This window comes from Leptospira johnsonii, from assembly GCF_003112675.1.
In the GTDB taxonomy this organism is placed as follows: domain Bacteria; phylum Spirochaetota; class Leptospiria; order Leptospirales; family Leptospiraceae; genus Leptospira_B; species Leptospira_B johnsonii.
Genome location: NZ_BFAY01000012.1, coordinates 76,606 through 95,182 on the forward strand (window position 1 = coordinate 76,606; position 18,577 = coordinate 95,182).

Annotated in this window: 19 protein-coding genes; 13 read left to right on the top strand and 6 right to left on the bottom strand. The window is 42.1% G+C overall.

Going from position 1 to position 18,577, the window contains the following annotated elements; translation table 11 throughout:
* Window positions 1-65 precede the first annotated feature (65 nt).
* On the top strand, window positions 66-893 hold the full coding sequence (locus LPTSP_RS17510) for an HAD-IIB family hydrolase (RefSeq protein WP_174704501.1): 828 nt from the start codon (window positions 66-68) through the stop codon (window positions 891-893).
* On the opposite strand, the gene LPTSP_RS17515 is transcribed toward LPTSP_RS17510, so the two are convergent.
* Window positions 870-1,097 (bottom strand): hypothetical protein, encoded by a 228-nt coding sequence (locus tag LPTSP_RS17515; RefSeq protein WP_245915631.1) that lies wholly within the window; start codon window positions 1,095-1,097, stop codon window positions 870-872. The genes LPTSP_RS17510 and LPTSP_RS17515 overlap by 24 nt on opposite strands.
* Window positions 1,098-1,197: 100 nt before the next feature.
* On the opposite strand from LPTSP_RS17515, the gene LPTSP_RS17520 reads away from it, so the two are divergent.
* From LPTSP_RS17520 to hemG, 10 genes are all read left to right on the top strand, one after another.
* Window positions 1,198-2,085: a glutamyl-tRNA reductase gene (locus tag LPTSP_RS17520; protein ID WP_108930037.1), complete on the top strand. Its 888-nt coding sequence runs from the start codon at window positions 1,198-1,200 to the stop codon at window positions 2,083-2,085.
* On the top strand, window positions 2,070-3,632 hold the full coding sequence (locus tag LPTSP_RS17525) for a hydroxymethylbilane synthase (RefSeq protein WP_108930038.1): 1,563 nt from the start codon (window positions 2,070-2,072) through the stop codon (window positions 3,630-3,632). Before LPTSP_RS17520 ends, LPTSP_RS17525 begins: the two co-directional genes overlap by 16 nt.
* A complete protein-coding gene (gene hemB / locus LPTSP_RS17530; protein ID WP_108930039.1) occupies window positions 3,629-4,594 on the top strand; it encodes a porphobilinogen synthase in 966 nt (321 codons plus the stop codon). Before LPTSP_RS17525 ends, hemB begins: the two co-directional genes overlap by 4 nt.
* Window positions 4,594-5,889, top strand: coding sequence for a glutamate-1-semialdehyde 2,1-aminomutase (gene hemL / locus LPTSP_RS17535; RefSeq protein ID WP_108930040.1), 1,296 nt, complete (start codon window positions 4,594-4,596; stop codon window positions 5,887-5,889). Before hemB ends, hemL begins: the two co-directional genes overlap by 1 nt.
* Window positions 5,886-6,815, top strand: coding sequence for a sensor histidine kinase (locus tag LPTSP_RS17540; RefSeq protein WP_108930041.1), 930 nt, complete (start codon window positions 5,886-5,888; stop codon window positions 6,813-6,815). The genes hemL and LPTSP_RS17540 overlap by 4 nt, the downstream gene beginning before the upstream one ends.
* Entirely contained in the window at window positions 6,812-7,504 is a 693-nt protein-coding gene (locus LPTSP_RS17545) for a response regulator transcription factor (RefSeq protein ID WP_108930042.1), read from the top strand. The genes LPTSP_RS17540 and LPTSP_RS17545 overlap by 4 nt, the downstream gene beginning before the upstream one ends.
* Complete coding sequence (locus tag LPTSP_RS17550) at window positions 7,497-8,519, top strand: uroporphyrinogen decarboxylase family protein (RefSeq protein ID WP_108930043.1); 1,023 nt, start codon at window positions 7,497-7,499, stop codon at window positions 8,517-8,519. Before LPTSP_RS17545 ends, LPTSP_RS17550 begins: the two co-directional genes overlap by 8 nt.
* The gene (hemN, locus tag LPTSP_RS17555; RefSeq protein ID WP_108930044.1) at window positions 8,516-9,865 is read left to right on the top strand and encodes an oxygen-independent coproporphyrinogen III oxidase; all 1,350 of its coding nucleotides are present in this window, start codon (window positions 8,516-8,518) and stop codon (window positions 9,863-9,865) included. Before LPTSP_RS17550 ends, hemN begins: the two co-directional genes overlap by 4 nt.
* 125 nt (window positions 9,866-9,990) lie before the next feature.
* The gene (locus tag LPTSP_RS17560) at window positions 9,991-10,956 is read left to right on the top strand and encodes an LA_0442/LA_0875 N-terminal domain-containing protein (protein WP_108930045.1); all 966 of its coding nucleotides are present in this window, start codon (window positions 9,991-9,993) and stop codon (window positions 10,954-10,956) included.
* A gap of 81 nt (window positions 10,957-11,037) precedes the next feature.
* Window positions 11,038-12,342, top strand: coding sequence for a protoporphyrinogen oxidase (hemG, locus tag LPTSP_RS17565; RefSeq protein WP_108930046.1), 1,305 nt, complete (start codon window positions 11,038-11,040; stop codon window positions 12,340-12,342).
* Here the strand turns inward: hemG and LPTSP_RS17570 are convergent, their stop codons facing one another.
* The 5 genes from LPTSP_RS17570 to LPTSP_RS17590 form a co-directional block, all read right to left on the bottom strand.
* Window positions 12,343-12,759, bottom strand: coding sequence for an SRPBCC family protein (locus LPTSP_RS17570; protein ID WP_108930047.1), 417 nt, complete (start codon window positions 12,757-12,759; stop codon window positions 12,343-12,345).
* 5 nt (window positions 12,760-12,764) lie between these two features.
* Window positions 12,765-13,997 carry an RNA polymerase sigma factor gene (locus LPTSP_RS17575; RefSeq protein ID WP_108930048.1) on the bottom strand — a complete coding sequence of 411 codons (1,233 nt, stop codon included), beginning with the start codon at window positions 13,995-13,997 and terminating at the stop codon, window positions 12,765-12,767.
* A gap of 25 nt (window positions 13,998-14,022) precedes the next feature.
* Window positions 14,023-14,379, bottom strand: a complete 357-nt coding sequence (locus LPTSP_RS17580; protein ID WP_108930049.1) for a YciI family protein — start codon at window positions 14,377-14,379, stop codon at window positions 14,023-14,025.
* Between the two features lie 162 nt (window positions 14,380-14,541).
* Window positions 14,542-15,645: a ferrochelatase gene (gene hemH, locus LPTSP_RS17585; protein WP_108930050.1), complete on the bottom strand. Its 1,104-nt coding sequence runs from the start codon at window positions 15,643-15,645 to the stop codon at window positions 14,542-14,544.
* On the bottom strand, window positions 15,642-16,736 hold the full coding sequence (locus LPTSP_RS17590; RefSeq protein WP_108930051.1) for a putative porin: 1,095 nt from the start codon (window positions 16,734-16,736) through the stop codon (window positions 15,642-15,644). Before LPTSP_RS17590 ends, hemH begins: the two co-directional genes overlap by 4 nt.
* Window positions 16,737-16,922: 186 nt before the next feature.
* On the opposite strand from LPTSP_RS17590, the gene LPTSP_RS17595 reads away from it, so the two are divergent.
* Together LPTSP_RS17595 and LPTSP_RS17600 are read left to right on the top strand one after the other, a co-directional pair.
* The gene (locus LPTSP_RS17595) at window positions 16,923-17,849 is read left to right on the top strand and encodes a ParA family protein (RefSeq protein WP_108930052.1); all 927 of its coding nucleotides are present in this window, start codon (window positions 16,923-16,925) and stop codon (window positions 17,847-17,849) included.
* A complete protein-coding gene (locus LPTSP_RS17600) occupies window positions 17,833-18,534 on the top strand; it encodes a ParB/RepB/Spo0J family partition protein (protein WP_108930053.1) in 702 nt (233 codons plus the stop codon). Before LPTSP_RS17595 ends, LPTSP_RS17600 begins: the two co-directional genes overlap by 17 nt.
* Window positions 18,535-18,577 lie beyond the last annotated feature (43 nt).

The following is an 18,577-nucleotide window of genomic DNA, read 5'->3' on the forward strand; positions in this document are numbered from 1 at the left end:
ATACTCTTTCGAATTATCACAAATTCCCAAAATTGGACAGGCCTCTCCCCTTTCATACGATCGCAATGGATCTGGATGGGACACTTCTGGATTCTCGGGCTTCCATTTCCAGTTTGAATCATTACGTTCTACAGTCTGCATTGGATCAGGGAGTCGGACTGATTATCGCTACGGGTAGAAGGTTCTCTTCTGCTCTTCCATACGCTCAGGAATTCCGAGGAAATGTGACCGTGGTGGCAAATAATGGGCAGGTGCTCAGAGGTTCTCCGAATGCAGAAAGGATTTCGGAAACGTATATCTCCGAAAAGGCGACATTTGCAGTTTTATCTTTGGCAAAGAAGAAGGGCTATTCTCCCCTCCTCCATGTAGACAGGTTCGAGGAGGGAATAGATATCCTGATCGAGTCTCCTATCACCGATGAAAAATATCATCATTATTCAGGTGGGAATATCGCGAGGACAAAGGTGGTTGGTGATCTTCTGGAGCATTCTTCCGATCGCGCACTTGTCGTATGTTATCTTTCTTTAATAAAGGAAGAATTGATCGAATTAGAAAAGGAACTTCTCTCCTTGCCTGAATCTTCCGAGTATAGGACCGTGATTACTAAAATTCCCGGAGTGTCTTATTGTTTGGAAGTTTTGGAGAAGGGAGTTTCCAAGTGGACGGCAATCCAATCTTACTTAAAAATTTCCGGTTTGGACGAGGCAGGCGTGATCTCTTTTGGAGATGAGTTGAATGATAGAGAAATGCTTTTTTCTTCCGGATACGGATTTGCGATGAAGAATGCGGTGCCCAGTTTGATAGAAGGTGCTTCTTATATTACCAGATATTCGAATAACGAAGATGGGATCGCGATGACTCTTTTAGAATTATCCGTGCTTTCGTTTAGGTGAGACTTTTTGATTTTTATCAATCTTTACTTCGCAAGCAGAGCAGGCAGCCTCGTAACATCCGAAACTTGTCTCTTGAGTTTGGGTTTTACTGAATAAACCTTTAAGCGAAGAAACGAGCGGAAAGCCCAGATACACCGCTGCAGAGCTAACTACTAGATAAACAATTTTATCTTGGAATCCTATGTCCCAAACCATAAAGGTCATTTTGCAATTCGTTCTCAACACTTGCAAGAGGAATATTTTTCGAATCTCTCTGACAGTATTTTGACAAATAAGGCCCCGAATTAGGTATGATCGAAGATAGATGTGGTCCACATTACAAGTTTTTCACTCTGAATCTTCCGATAGGGATTTGCTCTCTCTTCCCGATACGTTTTCTTGGAAGACTTGTATGCGTACTGTTCTCGTTTCCGATTCCAGGATTCATCCGTATCCGGTAGATCTTCCTTCTCATTGGGAAAGTAAATCCGGTTACGAAGCATACAGACTTCTACTCGAAATTATCTCAGGTTTAAAATCCAAATTGTTTGGAGAGACAGAAGTTCTCTCTCAGTTCAAACAAAGATTTCAAGAATTGCCTGATCTCGCTTTTGGAGAGTATCTCGCAAAACTCAGAGATAATCTGATTGAAGATTGCAGAACTCTTCGCTCCGGTTATTTGCAAAATTTAGGAGAACAATCTTACGGTGGTTTGGCGGATAAGTATTTATCCGAAGCGACAAATCCTCCTAAGGAAATTATACTTTTTGGGACAGGGCAGCTTGCGGAAAAAATCCTTCCTTGGCTTTCTCATTCGAACAGAAAGACTAAGATTGTCGGACGTAACCCAAATCGTTTGGAATTTTTATCTTCCGTATCTGGTTCTGCTTCTCATTTAATGGAAGACTGGTCTCCTAACGGAGAAGCTTGGGTGATCGCCGCACCGATGGATTTTTCCGCCTGGATGGATAAATTGGCTCCGGGAAATCTGGTCTTAGACTTTAGAGAAGAACCTTTGGAAGAATCTTGGCCATCAGATATCGTATATATTCCCTTTGCAGAGATGCTTTCTTCTTTAAAAGAAACGGAAGAAAGGACCAGAAAAGTGAAGGAAGAATTAAAATCCGTCTTAGACGAGCTTTTAGAAGAAAGAGAACTGGAAGCTCATCAAATTGTATTCGGTTGGGATGACCTACCTTGTCCGACTTTTTAAGAATCGGTTCCCGAAAAAGTTCCCTCGCAAAATTACAGACCTGCCTCGTACAAGATCGATTGCGCGAATTGTATCCTGAGTTGGAGCTCCAACTTTTTTTCAAGGAAGCAAGCGGGGACCAAGACCTAAGCACTCCTCTCTGGAAAATGGGAAGCAGGGGTGTTTTTACCCAGGATTTAACTAAGGAACTAGTCCAAGGCAATGTGGATGTAGTCGTTCATTCCTATAAAGACTTGGATCTGGAAGGACACGAAGGCACGGAAATTTTAATGGTGCTGCCTCGTGCAGACCAAAGAGACGTTCTGCTTTTTAAAAGATCTTCTTACGAGAATCCTCCCAAAGAAATTAAGATCCATTCTTCTAGCCCAAGGAGAGAATATAATCTTTCTGCATTTCTTCCTACTGCACTCCCCTCTCGTCTCCAAAATTTACCGATCAGTTTTCATCCTGTAAGAGGTAATGTCCAGACCAGGCTTCGCAAATGGAAGGCGGATGCTGAGGTTTCCGGGCTTGTAGTTGCTAAGGCAGCATTGGATCGACTTTTATCCGAGAACTTCTCCTTCTCTTCTACGGAAGAATATTCCGAACTCAGAAAAGAGATCAGAACTTCGATCTCAAATGAACTTTTTATGGTTCTTCCTTTATCAAAAAATCCGAATGCACCTGCGCAAGGGGCGCTTGCGGCTGAGATCAGAAAGGGAGACGAAAAGACTAAAAAACTTTTACTTCCGCTTTCTAATCCAAAGGAAGGAGAAGCGGTCTTAGAAGAGAGAAAAATTCTCTCTTATTTTGGCGGAGGTTGCCACCAAAAGATCGGAGTTTCCGTGATCTTAGGCGGGCCTTCCGATTTTCTGTTTGTTAGAGGAAAAACGGATTCGGGTTCCGAGTTAGACGCTTTTGACAGGTGGAGAGGAAAGGAATTACCTTTGCCTTCTTCCCTGGATCTTGTATTTCCGAAACCGAGACAGGGCTTTAGAATGAAACGTTCTCCTATCCAAACTTCTCTTCCGAAAGAAAAGTTTTGGTTTGTGTCCAGGGCGGATTCTTTGCCGAAGGATTGGGAATTGCCCGGTGTAGATACAATCTTTATCGTGGCAGGTGCAAAAACCTGGGAGAAGTTGGCATCTAGGGACGTATGGATAAACGGCTCCACGGACGGCTTAGGTGAAGAAGATGCAAAAGATATCGTTAGTTTTTACGAATCTAATCCTGACTTTATCAAACTCACTCATGAAGAAAGCGATATCATAGAAGGTGTTTGGAAAAGATTTGTAACTTATAAAGTGGATTTCGATTCGGAGCAACCGGATCTTTCCGGGTATTCTCATTTTTTCTGGATGAGCGCTTCTCAATTTGATCGAGCTTATAAAAAAAATCCGGAAATCGGTTCCAGGATCCATTCTTGCGGGACCGGAGCCACGTATAAATATATTAGAAAAACATTAGGTGAAGATGCGAAAATTTTCGCATTCCCGAACTTTGAATCCTGGGAAAGAACCTGCAAGGGAGAAGTCCCGGATTTCCTTACAAAAAGAGGTGCTGTATGAGTTCCGAGAGTTTGTTGGGCCTGAGAAGAAACCGCCTCAACGCCCCGCTCAGAAATTTGGTGTCTTCGGAGAGTTTAAATCCTAAAAAACTGGTCCAGCCCATATTCGTGGCGGAAAGCCTGAAATCTCCCGAAAAAATGTCCTCTTTGCCCGGAGTATTCCGCGATACTAGCGAATCCATTCTTTCTCAGATTGAATCGGATGTAAAAAATGGGGTGGAACATTTCCTTCTATTCCTGGTCCCTGAGAAAAAATCGAATGATTCTATCCCTAAATCGTTTTATAAAAATGTAATAGGAAATATTAAATCTAAATTCCCTGAAATTTTCCTTTGGGTGGATACATGTCTTTGTTCTTTGACCACCCATGGGCATTGCGGACTTCTGGATCCGAAAGGTAGAATAGATAATATCAGTTCTGTCAAAAGACTTTCAGAACTTGCGCTTTGTTATGCAGAATCCGGCGCTGACGGAATCTCTCCTTCCGACATGATGGATGGAAGGATACGAAGTCACAGAAATATTCTGGACTCTAACGGATTTCAGCATGTTCCGATCATGAGTTATTCTACGAAATTCAAGAGTAATTTTTACGGTCCGTTCAGAGAAGCCGCCGAGTCCGCTCCCGGACATGGGGACCGATCTTCTTACCAGATAGATGTGAGAAACAGAGAAGATTCCATTCTTTCATCTTTGAGAGACACGGAAGAAGGCGCAGATCTTTTAATGGTTAAGCCTGGAATAACTTCCATAGATTTGATCTTGCCGATCAAAGAGCAAACTGGGCTGCCTGTGGGAGCTTACCAAGTGAGCGGTGAATATGCATCTATTGCAATGCTTGCAGAAAATGGATTTTGTAAATTTGAAGATGCTCTTAAGGAAACCTGGCAGGTGTTTTCCAGAGCAGGTGCATCTTATTTGATCACTTATGCGGCGAGAAGAGGAAAGGAGATTTTAAGCTGATGTTTCCAAGTTCTAAGGAACTTTTTGAAAGAGCAAAAAAAGTAGCACCGGGTGGAGTACATTCTCCCGTTAGATCCTTTCGTTCCGTAGGGGGAGATCCTGTATTCTTCGAGTCTGGAAAAGGCGCAAGACTTACGGACGTTTCCGGAAAAGAATATATCGATTATTGTTTGAGTTTTGGGCCTTTGATCTTGGGCCATAGGGACGAAGACGTCCAAAAGATCGTTTCCGAAACCGCGGAACTTGCTTGGAGTTTCGGAGCTGCAGAGCCTTATTCTTTGGAACTTGCGGAATGGATCGTGTCCAGAATTCCTTGGGTAGAAAAGATCCGGTTCGTGAACAGTGGAACGGAAGCGGTAATGAGCGCATTACGTGTGGCTCGGGCGGCAACCGGTAGAGATAAAATCCTCAAATTTGACGGATGTTATCATGGGCATTTGGATGCACTGCTCGTAAAGGCTGGCTCCGGGCTTGCAGGAGAATCTTCTTCAGATAGCGCCGGGATAGGTTCCGAGTTGATCAAAAATACTTTGGTACTTCCTTTGGACGACGAAAAATCTGTAGAGGAACTTTTTGCAAAGGAAGGCAAGAATATTGCCGCGTTAGTGATTGAGCCTTTGCCGGCAAATTACGGTTTATTAATACAAAGAAAAGAATTCTTATCCAAAATCGTTGAGATTGCAAGAAAGCACGGAAGTCTTGTGCTTTTCGACGAGGTGATCAGCGGTTTCAGAGTTGCTCTAACGGGAATGAGCGGAGAATTGGGAATTGCACCTGATCTTGTGACTTACGGAAAGATCATCGGCGGAGGATTTCCAGTCGGAGCTTACGCAGGAAAGGCAGAATTACTAGATCTGGTCGCTCCTCAGGGACCTGTGTACCAAGCGGGGACTTTGAGCGCTAGCCCTTTTGGAATGAGAGCAGGTCTTGCCACATTAGAAAAATGTGAAAAAGAGAATGTGTATAATATTTTGGAAAATCGAACCAAGTCTTTTGTGTCCGGAATGGTCTCTATTTTAAGAGAGAGAGATCCGGAGGGAGATTGGGATTCGAGTATACATTCTTCTTTGTTTTGGTTCCATAAAAAATCGCCCTCCCCTATCCGTACTGTGGATAAGATCCCTGCAGGTCATAAGGAAGGTTTTGCAAAAGTTTTTCATGCGCTTCTTTCGGAAGGAATTTACCTGGCTCCTTCAGGTTACGAGGTCGGCTTTTTAAGCTACGCTCATTCTGACAAAATACTTTCCGAAACATTAGAGAAAGCGGATTCCGCATTAAAAAAATTGAAAGTATGAAGGTCTTCGATTCCAAAAAGATTGTTTTGCCGGTTATCTGGGTTGTGACCACGGTCTCTCTCGGCGTCTGGTGGCTTTTTTTGGGGTTAAGGCAGAATAGAATGGCTACCGAGCTTGCATCTCGCCCGGGATATAGAATTGAAGATGATTTCTTGGATAAACTAGAAAGACAAAGTTCCATGATCAAAATGGAAGGCGCCTTCTTCTTGTTTTTGCTAGTAAGCGGCGGGGTTACCTTGGTTTGGCTTACCTTCCGAGAAGAAAAAAGAAATAAACTCATTCACGACTTTTTCTCTACAGTCACGCATGAAATGAAAACTCCTTTGGCAAGTCTCAGATTGCAAGCCGAGAGCTTATTGGAAGAAGGTGTGGATGCGGGCAAAGATAAACTTCTTCATAGATTATTAAAAGACTCAGATCGGATAGAATCCCAGATGAATAAGGCACTGTATCTGGCCAGTCTCATGAGATCCGAAGGGTTATATTTAGAGGAGTTGGACCTCCGACACTGGGAAGAAAGTCTAAGAGAAGAATGGTCCGAGTTGGACATCCAAACAGAATGGAGAGAAACCAAAGTGTTAGCGGATAGGAGAGCCTTAGAAAGTATTTTTAGAAATCTTCTGGAAAACTCAGTGCAACACGGAGGAGCCACAAAGGTAAAAATAATTTCAGAACCTGTTTCCGGGAATAAGATCAGGTTCAAGTTCGAAGACAATGGAAAAGGGTTCTCAGGCGATTTTAAATTATTAGGAAGATTATTCTTAAGACATACTAGCACTAGTGGGACTGGAGTGGGATTGTATCTCGCCGAAAAGTTGGCCGGAAGAATGGGAGGAAATTTCTCCGTTCGGAATTCTGGATCGGGAGGATTTTTGGCGGAGCTCGTTCTTCCCTCTTATTCTTCTAAAGGGAGAAGCGACGTATGAAAGCGAAATTATTATTAGTCGAAGACGATCGCTCCTTAGGTGAAACTTTAAAGGAACGTTTGGAAAAAGAAGGGTATGAAATGGTCTGGACAGTTTCCGCTCAGTCCGCAAAAGTTTTGGCCGTAGACTCCAAGCCTGATCTTATACTTTTAGATGTTCGTTTACCTGACGGAGACGGATTTGAATTAGCGGAAGAATTGAAGTCCAGAAAGGACTGCCCTCCATTTTTATTTTTGACTGCACATTCAGGAGCTCCGGAACGTTTGAGGGGATTCGAATTAGGCGCAGAAGAATTTATACCGAAGCCATTCCACCTGAAAGAATTGCTGATTCGGGTCAAACACGTATTAGAATCTCATAAACATTCCATTAAGCAGGCTAAATATTCGTACGAAGGTTATCTTTTGGATTTTTACGGATATTGTATTCTTACACCTTCCAAAGAAGAGATCCATCTCTCGAAAAGAGATTGTGCTCTTTTGAACTTCTTAGTGGAAGAAAGAGGAAGAACGGTCAGCCGAGATGAGATACTGGACCGCCTTTGGGGAGAGGAAAAATTCCCTACAAATAGAACTATAGATAATTCCATTGTTAGATTACGCCAAGCCTTCGGAGATAGGGGCGAAGATGCGATCCGTTCCGTGAGAGGGGTCGGCTACCAATGGATCGGAGACTTAAAAAATGTCTAATACTAGATTCCAAGCTGCGCTTAAACTGGAGCCACAAGTAACTCCTCCGATCTGGATGATGCGCCAGGCCGGCCGATATCATTGGCATTACCAAAATTTAAGAAAAAAACATTCTTTCGAGGAGCTATGCAAGGTCCCTGAGCTTGCGGCGGAGGTTGCTTTCGGTCCGGTGGACGATTTTGATTTCGATACTGCAATTTTATTTTCCGATATTCTTTTTCCTTTAGAGGCTTTCGGAATGGGTTTACGTTTCGGAGACGAAGGTCCTAAACTAGGTTGGCATCTTTCTACATTAGAAGATCTGAATAAATTCTATCCCCTGAAAGAAGCGGTGGAATTTATGGGATTCCAAAAAGAAGCAGTAATCCGTACCAGAAAAAGGATCCCAAAAGATAAATCCTTGATCGGATTTATTGGAGGGCCTTGGACCTTATTCTGTTATGCCACCCAGGGAAAACATGATGGAAATCTAATACTTCCTAAAGTTTCTACGGAGTTGAGAGAAGGCTTTTACGAGAAGATCCTGGCATTATTAAAAGAAAATATACGTCTACAATTGGAAGGTGGGGCCGAGATCGTAATGATTTTTGACACTGCAGCTGGAGATGCTTCTCCAGCATTCTTCCATGAGGCGATCTTGCCTTCTATCAAAGGTTTGGTGGAGGCGTTTCCTGGCAAGATCGGCTATTATGCAAAAAATTTGGCTCCTGGTTCTTTACAATCTCTTAGGGACGTCTCCGGTCTTACAGGATTCGGAATGGATCATCGAACCGATATAGTCGAATTTTTAGGGAACGGCTCTCATTTTGTGCAGGGGAATTTTGACCAGGCATTGTTATTTATGGAGCCGGGAGAATTTAAGAAATATTTAAACCGTTGGATCAGGCCGTTTTTAGATCTCGCTCCGGAAAAAAGAGCGGGATGGGTCTGCGGTTTGGGACACGGGGTCCTGCCAAAAACCCCGGAAGCGAATATTAGAACTTTCGTAAATACAATCCGTGAGGCCTTTGTATGAATTCCAAATCCGATCTGATCCGAAAATATGATGTTCCGGCGCCTAGATACACTAGTTATCCTACTGTTCCTTATTGGGAGGATAATCCTACCAGAGAAGAATGGATAGATGCGCTTCGCAGAAGGTTGGTTCCTGATGATTCTTCCGTGGCTTTGTATCTGCATATTCCATTTTGCGAAACACTCTGTTCCTTTTGTGGATGTAATACTTCTATCACTAAAAATCATTCCGTAGAAGATCCTTATATAGAAACTGTCCTGCAGGAATTTAGAAAATATCAAGAAGAACTTCCTGAACTGACCAAACGTGAGTTGAGAGAATTACATTTGGGAGGAGGATCTCCTACTTATCTTTCCGAATCCAATCTGGAAAGTTTATTAAAGCCAATTTTAGATTCTTGGAATGTATCCGATTCTCCAGAATTCTCATTGGAAGTAGATCCAAGAAGGACCAGGCTTTCTCAACTTGAAGTTTTAGCAAAATACGGATTCAGAAGGATTAGCTTGGGAGTTCAGGATTTCGATCCGGAAGTGCAAAGATTGGTAAATCGCATCCAGCCTTATGAACTAACTGAAACAATTACACAAGGCGCCCGCAAGTTAGGTTATCATTCCGTAAATTTTGATCTCATCTATGGGCTTCCTAAACAAACTAAGGAAAGTATGAAGGAGACGATCCGAAAAACACTCGAGCTTAGACCGGATCGTATCGCATTCTACAGTTACGCTCACGTTCCTTGGATCAAGGCAGCGCAAAGATTGTTCACAGAGGATGATCTTCCTAAGGGAGAAGAAAAAAGAGAACTCTATGAGATCGGAAGAGAACTCTTTTTAAGCGCGGGATATAAAGAAATTGGAATGGACCATTTTGCTTTAGAGTCTGATTCACTCTACGCCGCTTATCAGAACGGGAATCTTCATCGAAATTTTATGGGTTATACTACCAAATCCACCGACCTACTTTTGGGTTTAGGTGTGTCTGCAATTTCAGATAGTTGGGATTGTTTCTATCAGAACGAAAAGATCCTGAAAAAATACCAAAGAAGGATTTCGGAAAACGGGCAGGCAATACTCAGGGGACATAAATTAAATTCAGAAGATCTGGCTCAAAGAGAACTCATTCTAAAACTTTCTACTTTGGGAAAAGTAGAAGTTCCGGATCCGATTTTTGAAGAGGTTCGCCTCTATTTGACCAGTATGGAAGACGATAATTTAATAGAGTGGAAAGGAAAAACCCTTGTTTTGACGGACCTGGGAAAGCCTTTCTTAAGGAATGCGTGCACAGGTTTGGACATGCGTTTGAGAAGAAAAAGTCCTGAAACCAAGGTATTTTCCCAGTCTATTTGACTCTCTTTCTGAAATATCCGGGTCCAATAGCTGTTTCTTCCCTTAGAAAGGACTCATTGGAAATTAATTTCTTTTCGTCCAATACTTTGGGGACTTTAGTGGCTTAACACTTTTTCGTTTTTGAAATGTCATTTATACATTTAAGAAAAATTATCCCGATCTTATTGATCGTTTTTGCTCCTATGGGGATCTTCCCTGTCACCGTTCTATTGAGGGAAGGTGGAAAAGTAAAAGGTGATATCATCACCCAAAATCAACATTCAGTCCTTCTTCAAACAGAATCAGGAAAACGTAAAGTAGATAAAGACCTGATCCTGAAAATACTTTTCCAAGATGTGAACGACGACGAAGAGGAGAAGATCCGTAAAGAGGAAGAAGACAAACTCGCCTCGGACAAAAAAGAACAAGAAGATAAAGAAGCTGCCCAAAGACATTTAGAAGAAGAAAAACAAAAAGAAGAAGACTTAAAAAAACAAGCAGCAGCCGACGAAGAAGCTCGCCGCCAGGAAGAACTTCGTAAACAAGAAGCAAAACGTCCTCTAAACGCACTCATGAGATCCGCAGTCGTACCTGGCTGGGGACAATATTATACGGACAGAAAGTTTCAGTCCCTTCTTTACCCTACCCTATTTGCCGCGGCCGCATTTGTGGCCTACGATAAGTTCAGGGTCTATAGAACTTCGGTAAGAGAATACGGAGACCTGGGAAATCCATACACTAGAGAAAGTCTAACGCTTGCTGCACTTGGTCAGGCCCAAGCGGCGGTTACCCCGTCTTTATCACCGCTAGATGCGTATTTAGCGAATCAATCCAGTCAAGTTCAGCTAAAGAGAGAAGAAGCCGACAAAAATTTTAGAGAATACCAGGGCGCCTTGTACGTGTTAGGCGGGATTTACATCCTAAACCTTATCGATTCCTATGTATTCGCAAATTCTATCAAATCAGTAGTCCAGTTTTCAGACGGCCAAAGCAAGGGAATGGTATTATCCGCATTGCCTTCCAGCGTTGGTGCGGGAAGTGGATTTTCCAGCAATGGGACCTTCTCCGGAATGGAAACCAAATATACTATGGGTTACCGATTCGAGTTCTGATCTTGATAAAAACTTTTCTTCCTTTTGAAGGAAAATCTAGGATTTTATTGCCAATAGTTTCCATCCCATTACTTTGTATCCGTGGCGAAATGGGTTCCTGATCATATAGTAATCGGTGCAGGGTTTACCGGCCTTCTGCATGCATTCCTTTCCTTAGAGAAAGGTGAGTCCGTATTAGTACTTGAAAAAAAGGAAAGTTCGGGGGGATTGATCCGTTCTGTCCGAACGGAATACGGAATCGTAGAGACTGCGGCCAATGGAATCCTGAATTGTTGGGAACTGGAAAGCCTGGCTTCCCGTTTGGGATTGGACATTTTACTCTCCAGTACTGCATCTAAAAAACGTTATATATTTTCCGACGGAAAGATGAAAAGAATGCCTCTTTCTGTTTTCGAAATAATATCTCTCGCATTCTCTATATTGACCGTTCCTGCCCAACCTCTCCCGGGTGAATCCATTTACCAATGGGGCAAAAGAGTATTAGGGGAAAAGGCGCTTAGTAAAGTATTAGAGCCTGCGTTAGGCGGCATATATGCCGGTGATCTGGATGCAATGTCTGCTGAACTTGTGCTCGGAAAATTTCTTCCGGAACAGGCTCCTCTTTGGAAAAACATTCTACATCTTCGAAATTCCAGAAAAGGAAAGCCGAAACTTCTCCCGGGCAGAAGAGGGACCGTAAGTTTTAGAGGAGGCCTCGGTACTTTACTTGGGGCCCTGGAAGCAAGAGTATCTTCTCAAGGAAAAATCAAATACAATCAGGATATTACTAGCTTAAAAGAATTGAGAGCGACTTATCCTAAATCCAAGATCACGATCGCGACAAATTTAGCGACTGCCTTGAAACTTTTAAAATCCGAATATAAAGAATTCAAATCCTACCAAGGAATGTTGGACACGTTACCGATCGTGAGTGTTACCCGTTTCGGGAAAGATTCCATCCTAAATGGAAAAAGAGGGTTTGGGATATTATTCCCTAAAGATCATAAAAGTTTTTCTTCCGAATTGGGGATCAGATCCAGAGGGATCTTATTTAACGATTTTATATTTCCCGGTAGGACCTCCGACGGGATCCATTCGGAAACTTTTATCATGGGTGGTGCAGGCGATAGAGAAATTTCCTCCAGAACGGAAGAGGAGATCATCTCTGTGGTGGAAGCAGATCGCAAAAAATTATTCTCTGAAAGCGGGATTCCATTGAATCACTATGTGACTGTTTGGAAAGATGCTCTTCCGGTTTATGGGCCCCAACTTTATGCTTTCAATCGTGACTTAGACAGAGTCCTTCCTCCCGAGATCAGAGTAGAAGGGAATTTTAGGAGTGGAATAGGTTTAAAATCCATTTTAGGGCGGGCTTTCTCCCTTTATTATCCTGACCTTTCGGTCTGATTAGCGGGCGAATTTATTTATTAAAATTCCTTTAAGTTCCTCTAGATCTTTTTTGATCCAGTTGGAATCCTCTTCGAATTTTTCGGGAGTCATTCCTTCCGTTTGGAAAAGTGTAAAGATGAGTTCACTCCCCTCCCCGTTCTCTATGATCCTAAGAGGATTATAGGAAATATTTTCAGGGCTAAAGATCACGTAATGATCCAGGATCCCGTATGGGTTTTTGTCCGTAAATTTTGCTGTAAGTTTGCCCATAGGAGAATCTATGGACCATTCTCCGTTTCCTAAAGGAGAAATGGATTTGCATAAACCGGAGGCCCATTCCGGAAAATTTTTAGGTTCGGAAAGATATTCATACGCTGTCTTTTGGGCAACTGGGATAGTAACGCTAATATGTTTCGTATTCTTGGTATTAAGCATGGTGTTTACTTAGGATATTGATCGATCTTTTTCTGGATACTTGTCTTATCGTGAGATGTTTTTGCAAGTGAGAGAGCTTTACGAAAATTTTCTAACGACTTTGTATTATCTATATCAGAATACAATTCTCCTAAAAGAGCAAAATAAAAATGATTCTCCTTCAGGTCTAATTTTTCAGCTTCTAAGATTGCCTCTTCTTTTCCATTTGCTTTAGAAAGAGCGTATGTTCGATTCAGAGCCGCAATAGGAGAATATTGTAACTGCAGTAGACGATTGTATAACTGCAAAATATTTTCCCATTTTTCTTTCGTATCTTCCTTTTGCGTATGCCAATAAGCAATTCCTGCTTCCAAATGATATTTTGTGAGCTTGGTCCCATTAGCTGCTTTGTTTAGAAAAATTTCTCCCTTGGCGATCAGATCGTAATTCCAAAGATTCTTATCCTGGTCTTGGTATAGGATCTGTTCTCCATTATCATCTTGTCTTGCTTCGAATCTGGACGTATGAAAACACATCAACGAAAGAAGTGCATATACTTGAGGTTTATCGGTGATCTTATTTTCTACAAGCATGCTGCACAGACGGATTGCTTCTAAACAAAGATCCTTGCGTAAGGTTTTATTTTGGCTGATAGAATAATACCCTTCGTTAAATAATAGATAGATCGTAGAAAGTACTGAATCCAATCGATCTTCTATTTCTTCCGGCTCAGGGAGTTGGATTAGGGTCTTTTCTTCTCTTAATTTTTCTTTCGCCCTAAATAGCCGCTTGTTGATTGTTTCTTTATTAGTTAAGAATGCATCCGCGATCTCCTCAATCCCGAATCCGCATAATATCCTAAGAGAAAGTCCAACTTGCGCTTCTGAAGAAATAGAAGGATGGCAGACTGCGAACATCATCCTAAGTTGGCTATCGTATATATTTTCCGGAGAAAGATCTATCTCTGACTCTAAAGGCTCCGATTGTGCTTTAGTCAATTCGGGAAGGATCTTGTTTTGAAAGATCGAATTCCTTTGCAGATAATTTTTGGCTTTATTCTTTGCCACAGAATAAAGCCAGGCGGTGGGATTTTGTGGATTTCCTTTGATCCCCCAGGTTTCCGTTGCAGTTAAGAATGTCTCACTTGCGATCTCTTCTGCAATCTCAAGTCTTTCGAAACCTATATGCTTGCAAAGAACGGAGACAATTTTAGTGTATTCATTCCTGAATAGGTGAGGCAATATCTCCGAACTTTGCATAAAACTTGGTCGTTTAGTGTGTCGGCTAACGTGTATTGTCCGTGCCTACGATTTTTCTCACTTCTACGCTATTCCCCTCCCCTCTTAAGATGGGACATTCTTTTGCGATAGTGGCGGCCTCTTCAAAATTTTTAGCCTTGATCGTGATAAAACCTGCTATGGATTCTTTTGTTTCTGCGAAGGGTCCGTCTGTGATAATTTGTCCGGATTTGATGACCTTTCCTTCCGTGGATAATCCTGTGCCGCCTACAAATTTGTTTTGAGCGGCAATGCCACCCACCCAGTCCTGGTACATTTTCATATATATTTGCATTTGTTCCGGAGAAGGTTGAGCCTCTTTAGTGATCAGATCCAGTCGCATTAAGATTAAGTATTCGTCCATATTTCTCTCCTATGGAACTAAGTTTTCATCTCTAGATCAATTGAGTTTTGAAAAATTGGACATAGCAGTGAAAAATTTAGATCCTTTACTACAGTTATGTTGGAACTACTACAGGCCGGTAATATCAAATCCTGAATTGACCGACTGACCGATGGATCCATATTACACACAATCGCAAGTTATCTTTTCCTTCTTAGGATCCCATCCGCCTGAAACCTTGCAAATACAGCTCAAGTGTCCGCCTTTTCGCGCTAAATGTTTAGCCTCGAATACGAATTTTGCCAACGCTTCCAAGAATGCTGGATAAGTACCTGGAGCTGGAATTCTATAATACTCTAAAATTCCGTTTTGGTGAGCGTGGTCCCTGATCTGGACTCCTATCTCTTCTAATGTTTCCAGGTGGTCGCTGATAAAGCTGATCGGGTAAACTGCGATCCTTTTGGTCCGTTTTTCTCCTAACTCTTGGATCTTATCTAAAGTATTGGGAGTGGTCCACTTGCTCGGCCCTACCCTACTCTGGTAGGATAGATGTATTTGTCCTTGGTAACCTTTTTCTCTTAAAAGAGAAGTGAGAGCTTTAACATTCTCTTCGATCTCTCTTGTATACACGTCACCTTTTTTTATTAGGCGAAGCGGGATTCCATGTGCGCTGAATACTATATCTAGGTTTTGCCAGTCTTGGATCTTTTCTTGTTTTATATGTAAAAAATCTTTTTCGGAAAGATTACCTTGGAAAAAATCTAGGATCAAATCTCGGATGGATTCCAAATATTCTCTTCTGTCGGAGAATGGCCTAACCCAAAGTGGATTAGAGGCTGGGCAGTATCCTAATTGTTTTTCCACGAGCATTGCTGTGGAAAGAACTGTTGATCTGGAAAAATGAGGGAATAAGGGCAGAAGCACCACTCCTTCTTTAGGATCTGTCCATTCTGAAGGAAGTTCTCTGATATCCGGATAGCCGCAGCACATTGCTGTCTTGACTTCCCATTTTTCTCCGGACTCTTCTAAAAGTTTTTTTAATCCTTCTGCTTGTTTTTCAGTTTCGGAGACGAGAGGGGAGCCTCCTCCGAATCCCATGGATGCGTAAGTTTCTTCTACTTTTTTGGCTCTTGTCTCTGCGATTTTCCGAGCGAGTCTGATCCTTAGAAATTCAGGGAGCGGAAGATCGAAAACTAATGGATCTTCAAATAGGTCTTTCAGAAATTTCGGGATTTCTCCTGAGTTTCTGGGCCCGCCCAAGTTGATCAAAAGAAGTTTGTTTTTCATAAAAAGTGGCTAACCTGTAATTCGACTGAGTACTGTTTTGTGCTTAGATAATTCCTGTAACTTCCTGAATAATTGGAAATAATGTCCTCATTACTCAGGCCTCCTTGGGTTTGAAAACTTCCTTCTCCGTATAATCTATGCTCCGTTAATTTTAAGAAAAATAACCAAGAGGGAAGAATGTAACCTGCGCCTAAATTCGTTTCCAGTCCGAAGCCGGAGGAATCTCCTATAAAATTTAAATTTCTCTGGTAATGGTAATCTCTAAAATGAGAATACCAAACGTTTCCGGAAAGACCTGCCTCTAACATCAAAGTTCCGTTGGAATATCTATAACCGAATCCGAAAGGGATCTCCCAAGTTGAGATAGAATAACTTAGCCCAATCCCGATCGGACCGTAGGTCACAGGCGATGTTGCGATCCATTGCATCACATCGTATAGGTAATATTTATAATATGTATAATAAGCGCCGCCGGTGAGGTAGAGACTGGAGCCAGGTTTTCTTGGATCAGGATTTGCGCTTCCGAAATATTTTCTTGCAAGGAATCCGATCCTATCGTCTTTCATTTTAAGTTTTCCTCTGCCGTCTGCAAAGTTTTGGGTCCCAGTGAACGTATAAGGTGTATCGTAAAAACTTGCGTTCGCAAAATCGATCTTGGTTCCCTTTTCCCTGCTCACAGTTCCTAAAAAAAAGTCTTCGTCCCTGCCCTCTCCGGTTCTTTGGTTCTTGAAAGTGGTCCTGTACTCCAGATTGATCTCCCAGGTTTCCCACCAATGTTTTAAACCGATCCCTCCGTATTCGAATTCCCTATTATAGGTGATCCTGGATCCTGCTTTTAGTCCGGAAAGATTCGGAAACTTTGTGCCTGATTCGAAAATATGTTGGCCTCCATTCTCTCCAAAGATCCCCGTGATGGAACTTCTGCTCATTAATTCGGATAGAATGGCTTGGAATTTAGTTTGGGAAGTCGCGTTTCCTGGGAGTTTTGTTTCAGATCTTATCTCTTTGGGAGATTCTGGCTCCTGTGCAGCTAACCCGGCAGTGGCAAATAGGCAGAATAGTGCGGTTATAATTCGAATTTGAATTTTCATTTCATCCTAGAATAGGGGTGAAATGATTTCATCCCCAGTGAATTCCTTTTCCGAGAAGCGACCTAAGCATTTTCCCCTCCCCTATCGTTTCAATTCGGTTTTTTCGCTCTTAAACCTAAATGAGACATAGGTTTTCTTGACAAATCCGGTCTGGACGCTGATCTATTATCAGGGTCAAGGTCTGAAGTGAAAGCCAAAGTTTTAAGTGTGGAAGAAGTCCTCTCCGAATACGTATTAAGTTCGGAAGATGAGTTTCTGGAGAAGGCGGAAAAATGGTCCTTGCCCAAAGACAATAAGGGCAAGTACAAGACCGAAGTTTTGGATAAGTACTTCTCCAAAAAAGTAAAACACTCCTACGAATCCGTGATCATTGCGGTTTCCAATCAAAAAGGTGGAGAAGGTAAAACCACGGTTTCCATCTGTCTGGCAGAGGCATTAGCGAAGTCCGGTAAAAAAGTTCTGCTATTAGATTGGGACGCTCAGGCGAATATCACTCAGTTGTATGTTGGCCAGACCGATAAATCGGTCTTTCATAGTTTGGGTTATAAGGAAGAATCTAAGGTAGATATTTCCGAAATTATCGTAAATCTTGCTCCCGGTTTGGATCTGGTTCCTTCTTCTATTCATTTGGCGAATTTTACAACCCCGTATGAGAGAGATGATTTCGATCTTTTGAAAGAAGCTTTATTGCCAATTCGTTCTTCTTACGAATATATTATTATAGATTGTCCTCCTTCTCTTGGTTTGATCTTGGAGAACGCTTTGATCGCCGCGGATCTTGTTCTGGTTCCGATCCAGACTCGTGCATTTAGTGTGCAGGGTCTGAAAGATCTTCATGGTACAATTGAGAAGATACGTAAAAAAGCTAATCCAGGTCTTGGGCTTTTGGGTGCGGTACTAAATCAGTACGAAGATTCTAGGGCGCTCTCTGGTCTTGCGGAAACTGTTCGGAAATATTTCCCGGTGTTTGATTCCGTGGTGTATAGAAGAGAGGCGATTCCTCAGTCCCAAGCAAAACGTAAACTTTTATCCGAATATGATCCTAAGGCAATGCAGATGTTTTCTACCCTAGCGGAAGAAGTGATGAGGAGAGCGAATGGCAAAAAGAGCTGATTTTGCAGGGCTGGATTTATTAACAGCTTTCGGCGGGGATGAGTCCCTCAAAAAAGAAATTCTTCTTTCGGATATTATTACTAATCCCGAGCAGCCTAGGGTTTTTGGAAAAGAAGACGTAAGCGATCTTGTGGAATCCATGAAACGTTTGGGACTGATAGAACCTATTGTTGTCCGCAAGTTAGGTAAGAAGTTTCAAATAGTTGCAGGGGAAAGAAGATTCCAAGCTGCTAAGGTCATAGGGTGGAAATCCATTCCGGTGGTGGAAACGGAAGCTTCCGAGGACAGATGTTATGAGATGGCTTTAGCGGAGAATGAAAAACGTAAAAGTCTAAATCCTTGGGAAGTAGGTCGTGCTATCCAATTCTTAAGAAAGGAAAGAAAAAAAACCGCTGAAGAAGTAGGTAAGATCCTAGGTTATACCGAAAGATATGTGAAACAGTTAAGCTCTATAGCAAGACTGGATCAAAAATCCGTTTCTGAGTTGTTAAAAAGTGGGAGCGACCTTTCTGTCAAAAATCTGGAAACCCTTCTGAAAAAGAAAGAAGGACGGGGGGGTGAAACGATTTCACCCCGCAAGCCAGGAGAAAGGGTTACCCTGGATCTTAAACATTTGAGCGTTAAGAATAGAGAATCTTTCTTAAGGGAACTTTCTAACCTGAAGAAAAAATACGGATTGAGCTAATACGATTTTTTTCTCGTTGGAGAAAACTCTAGGCTCTTGATCT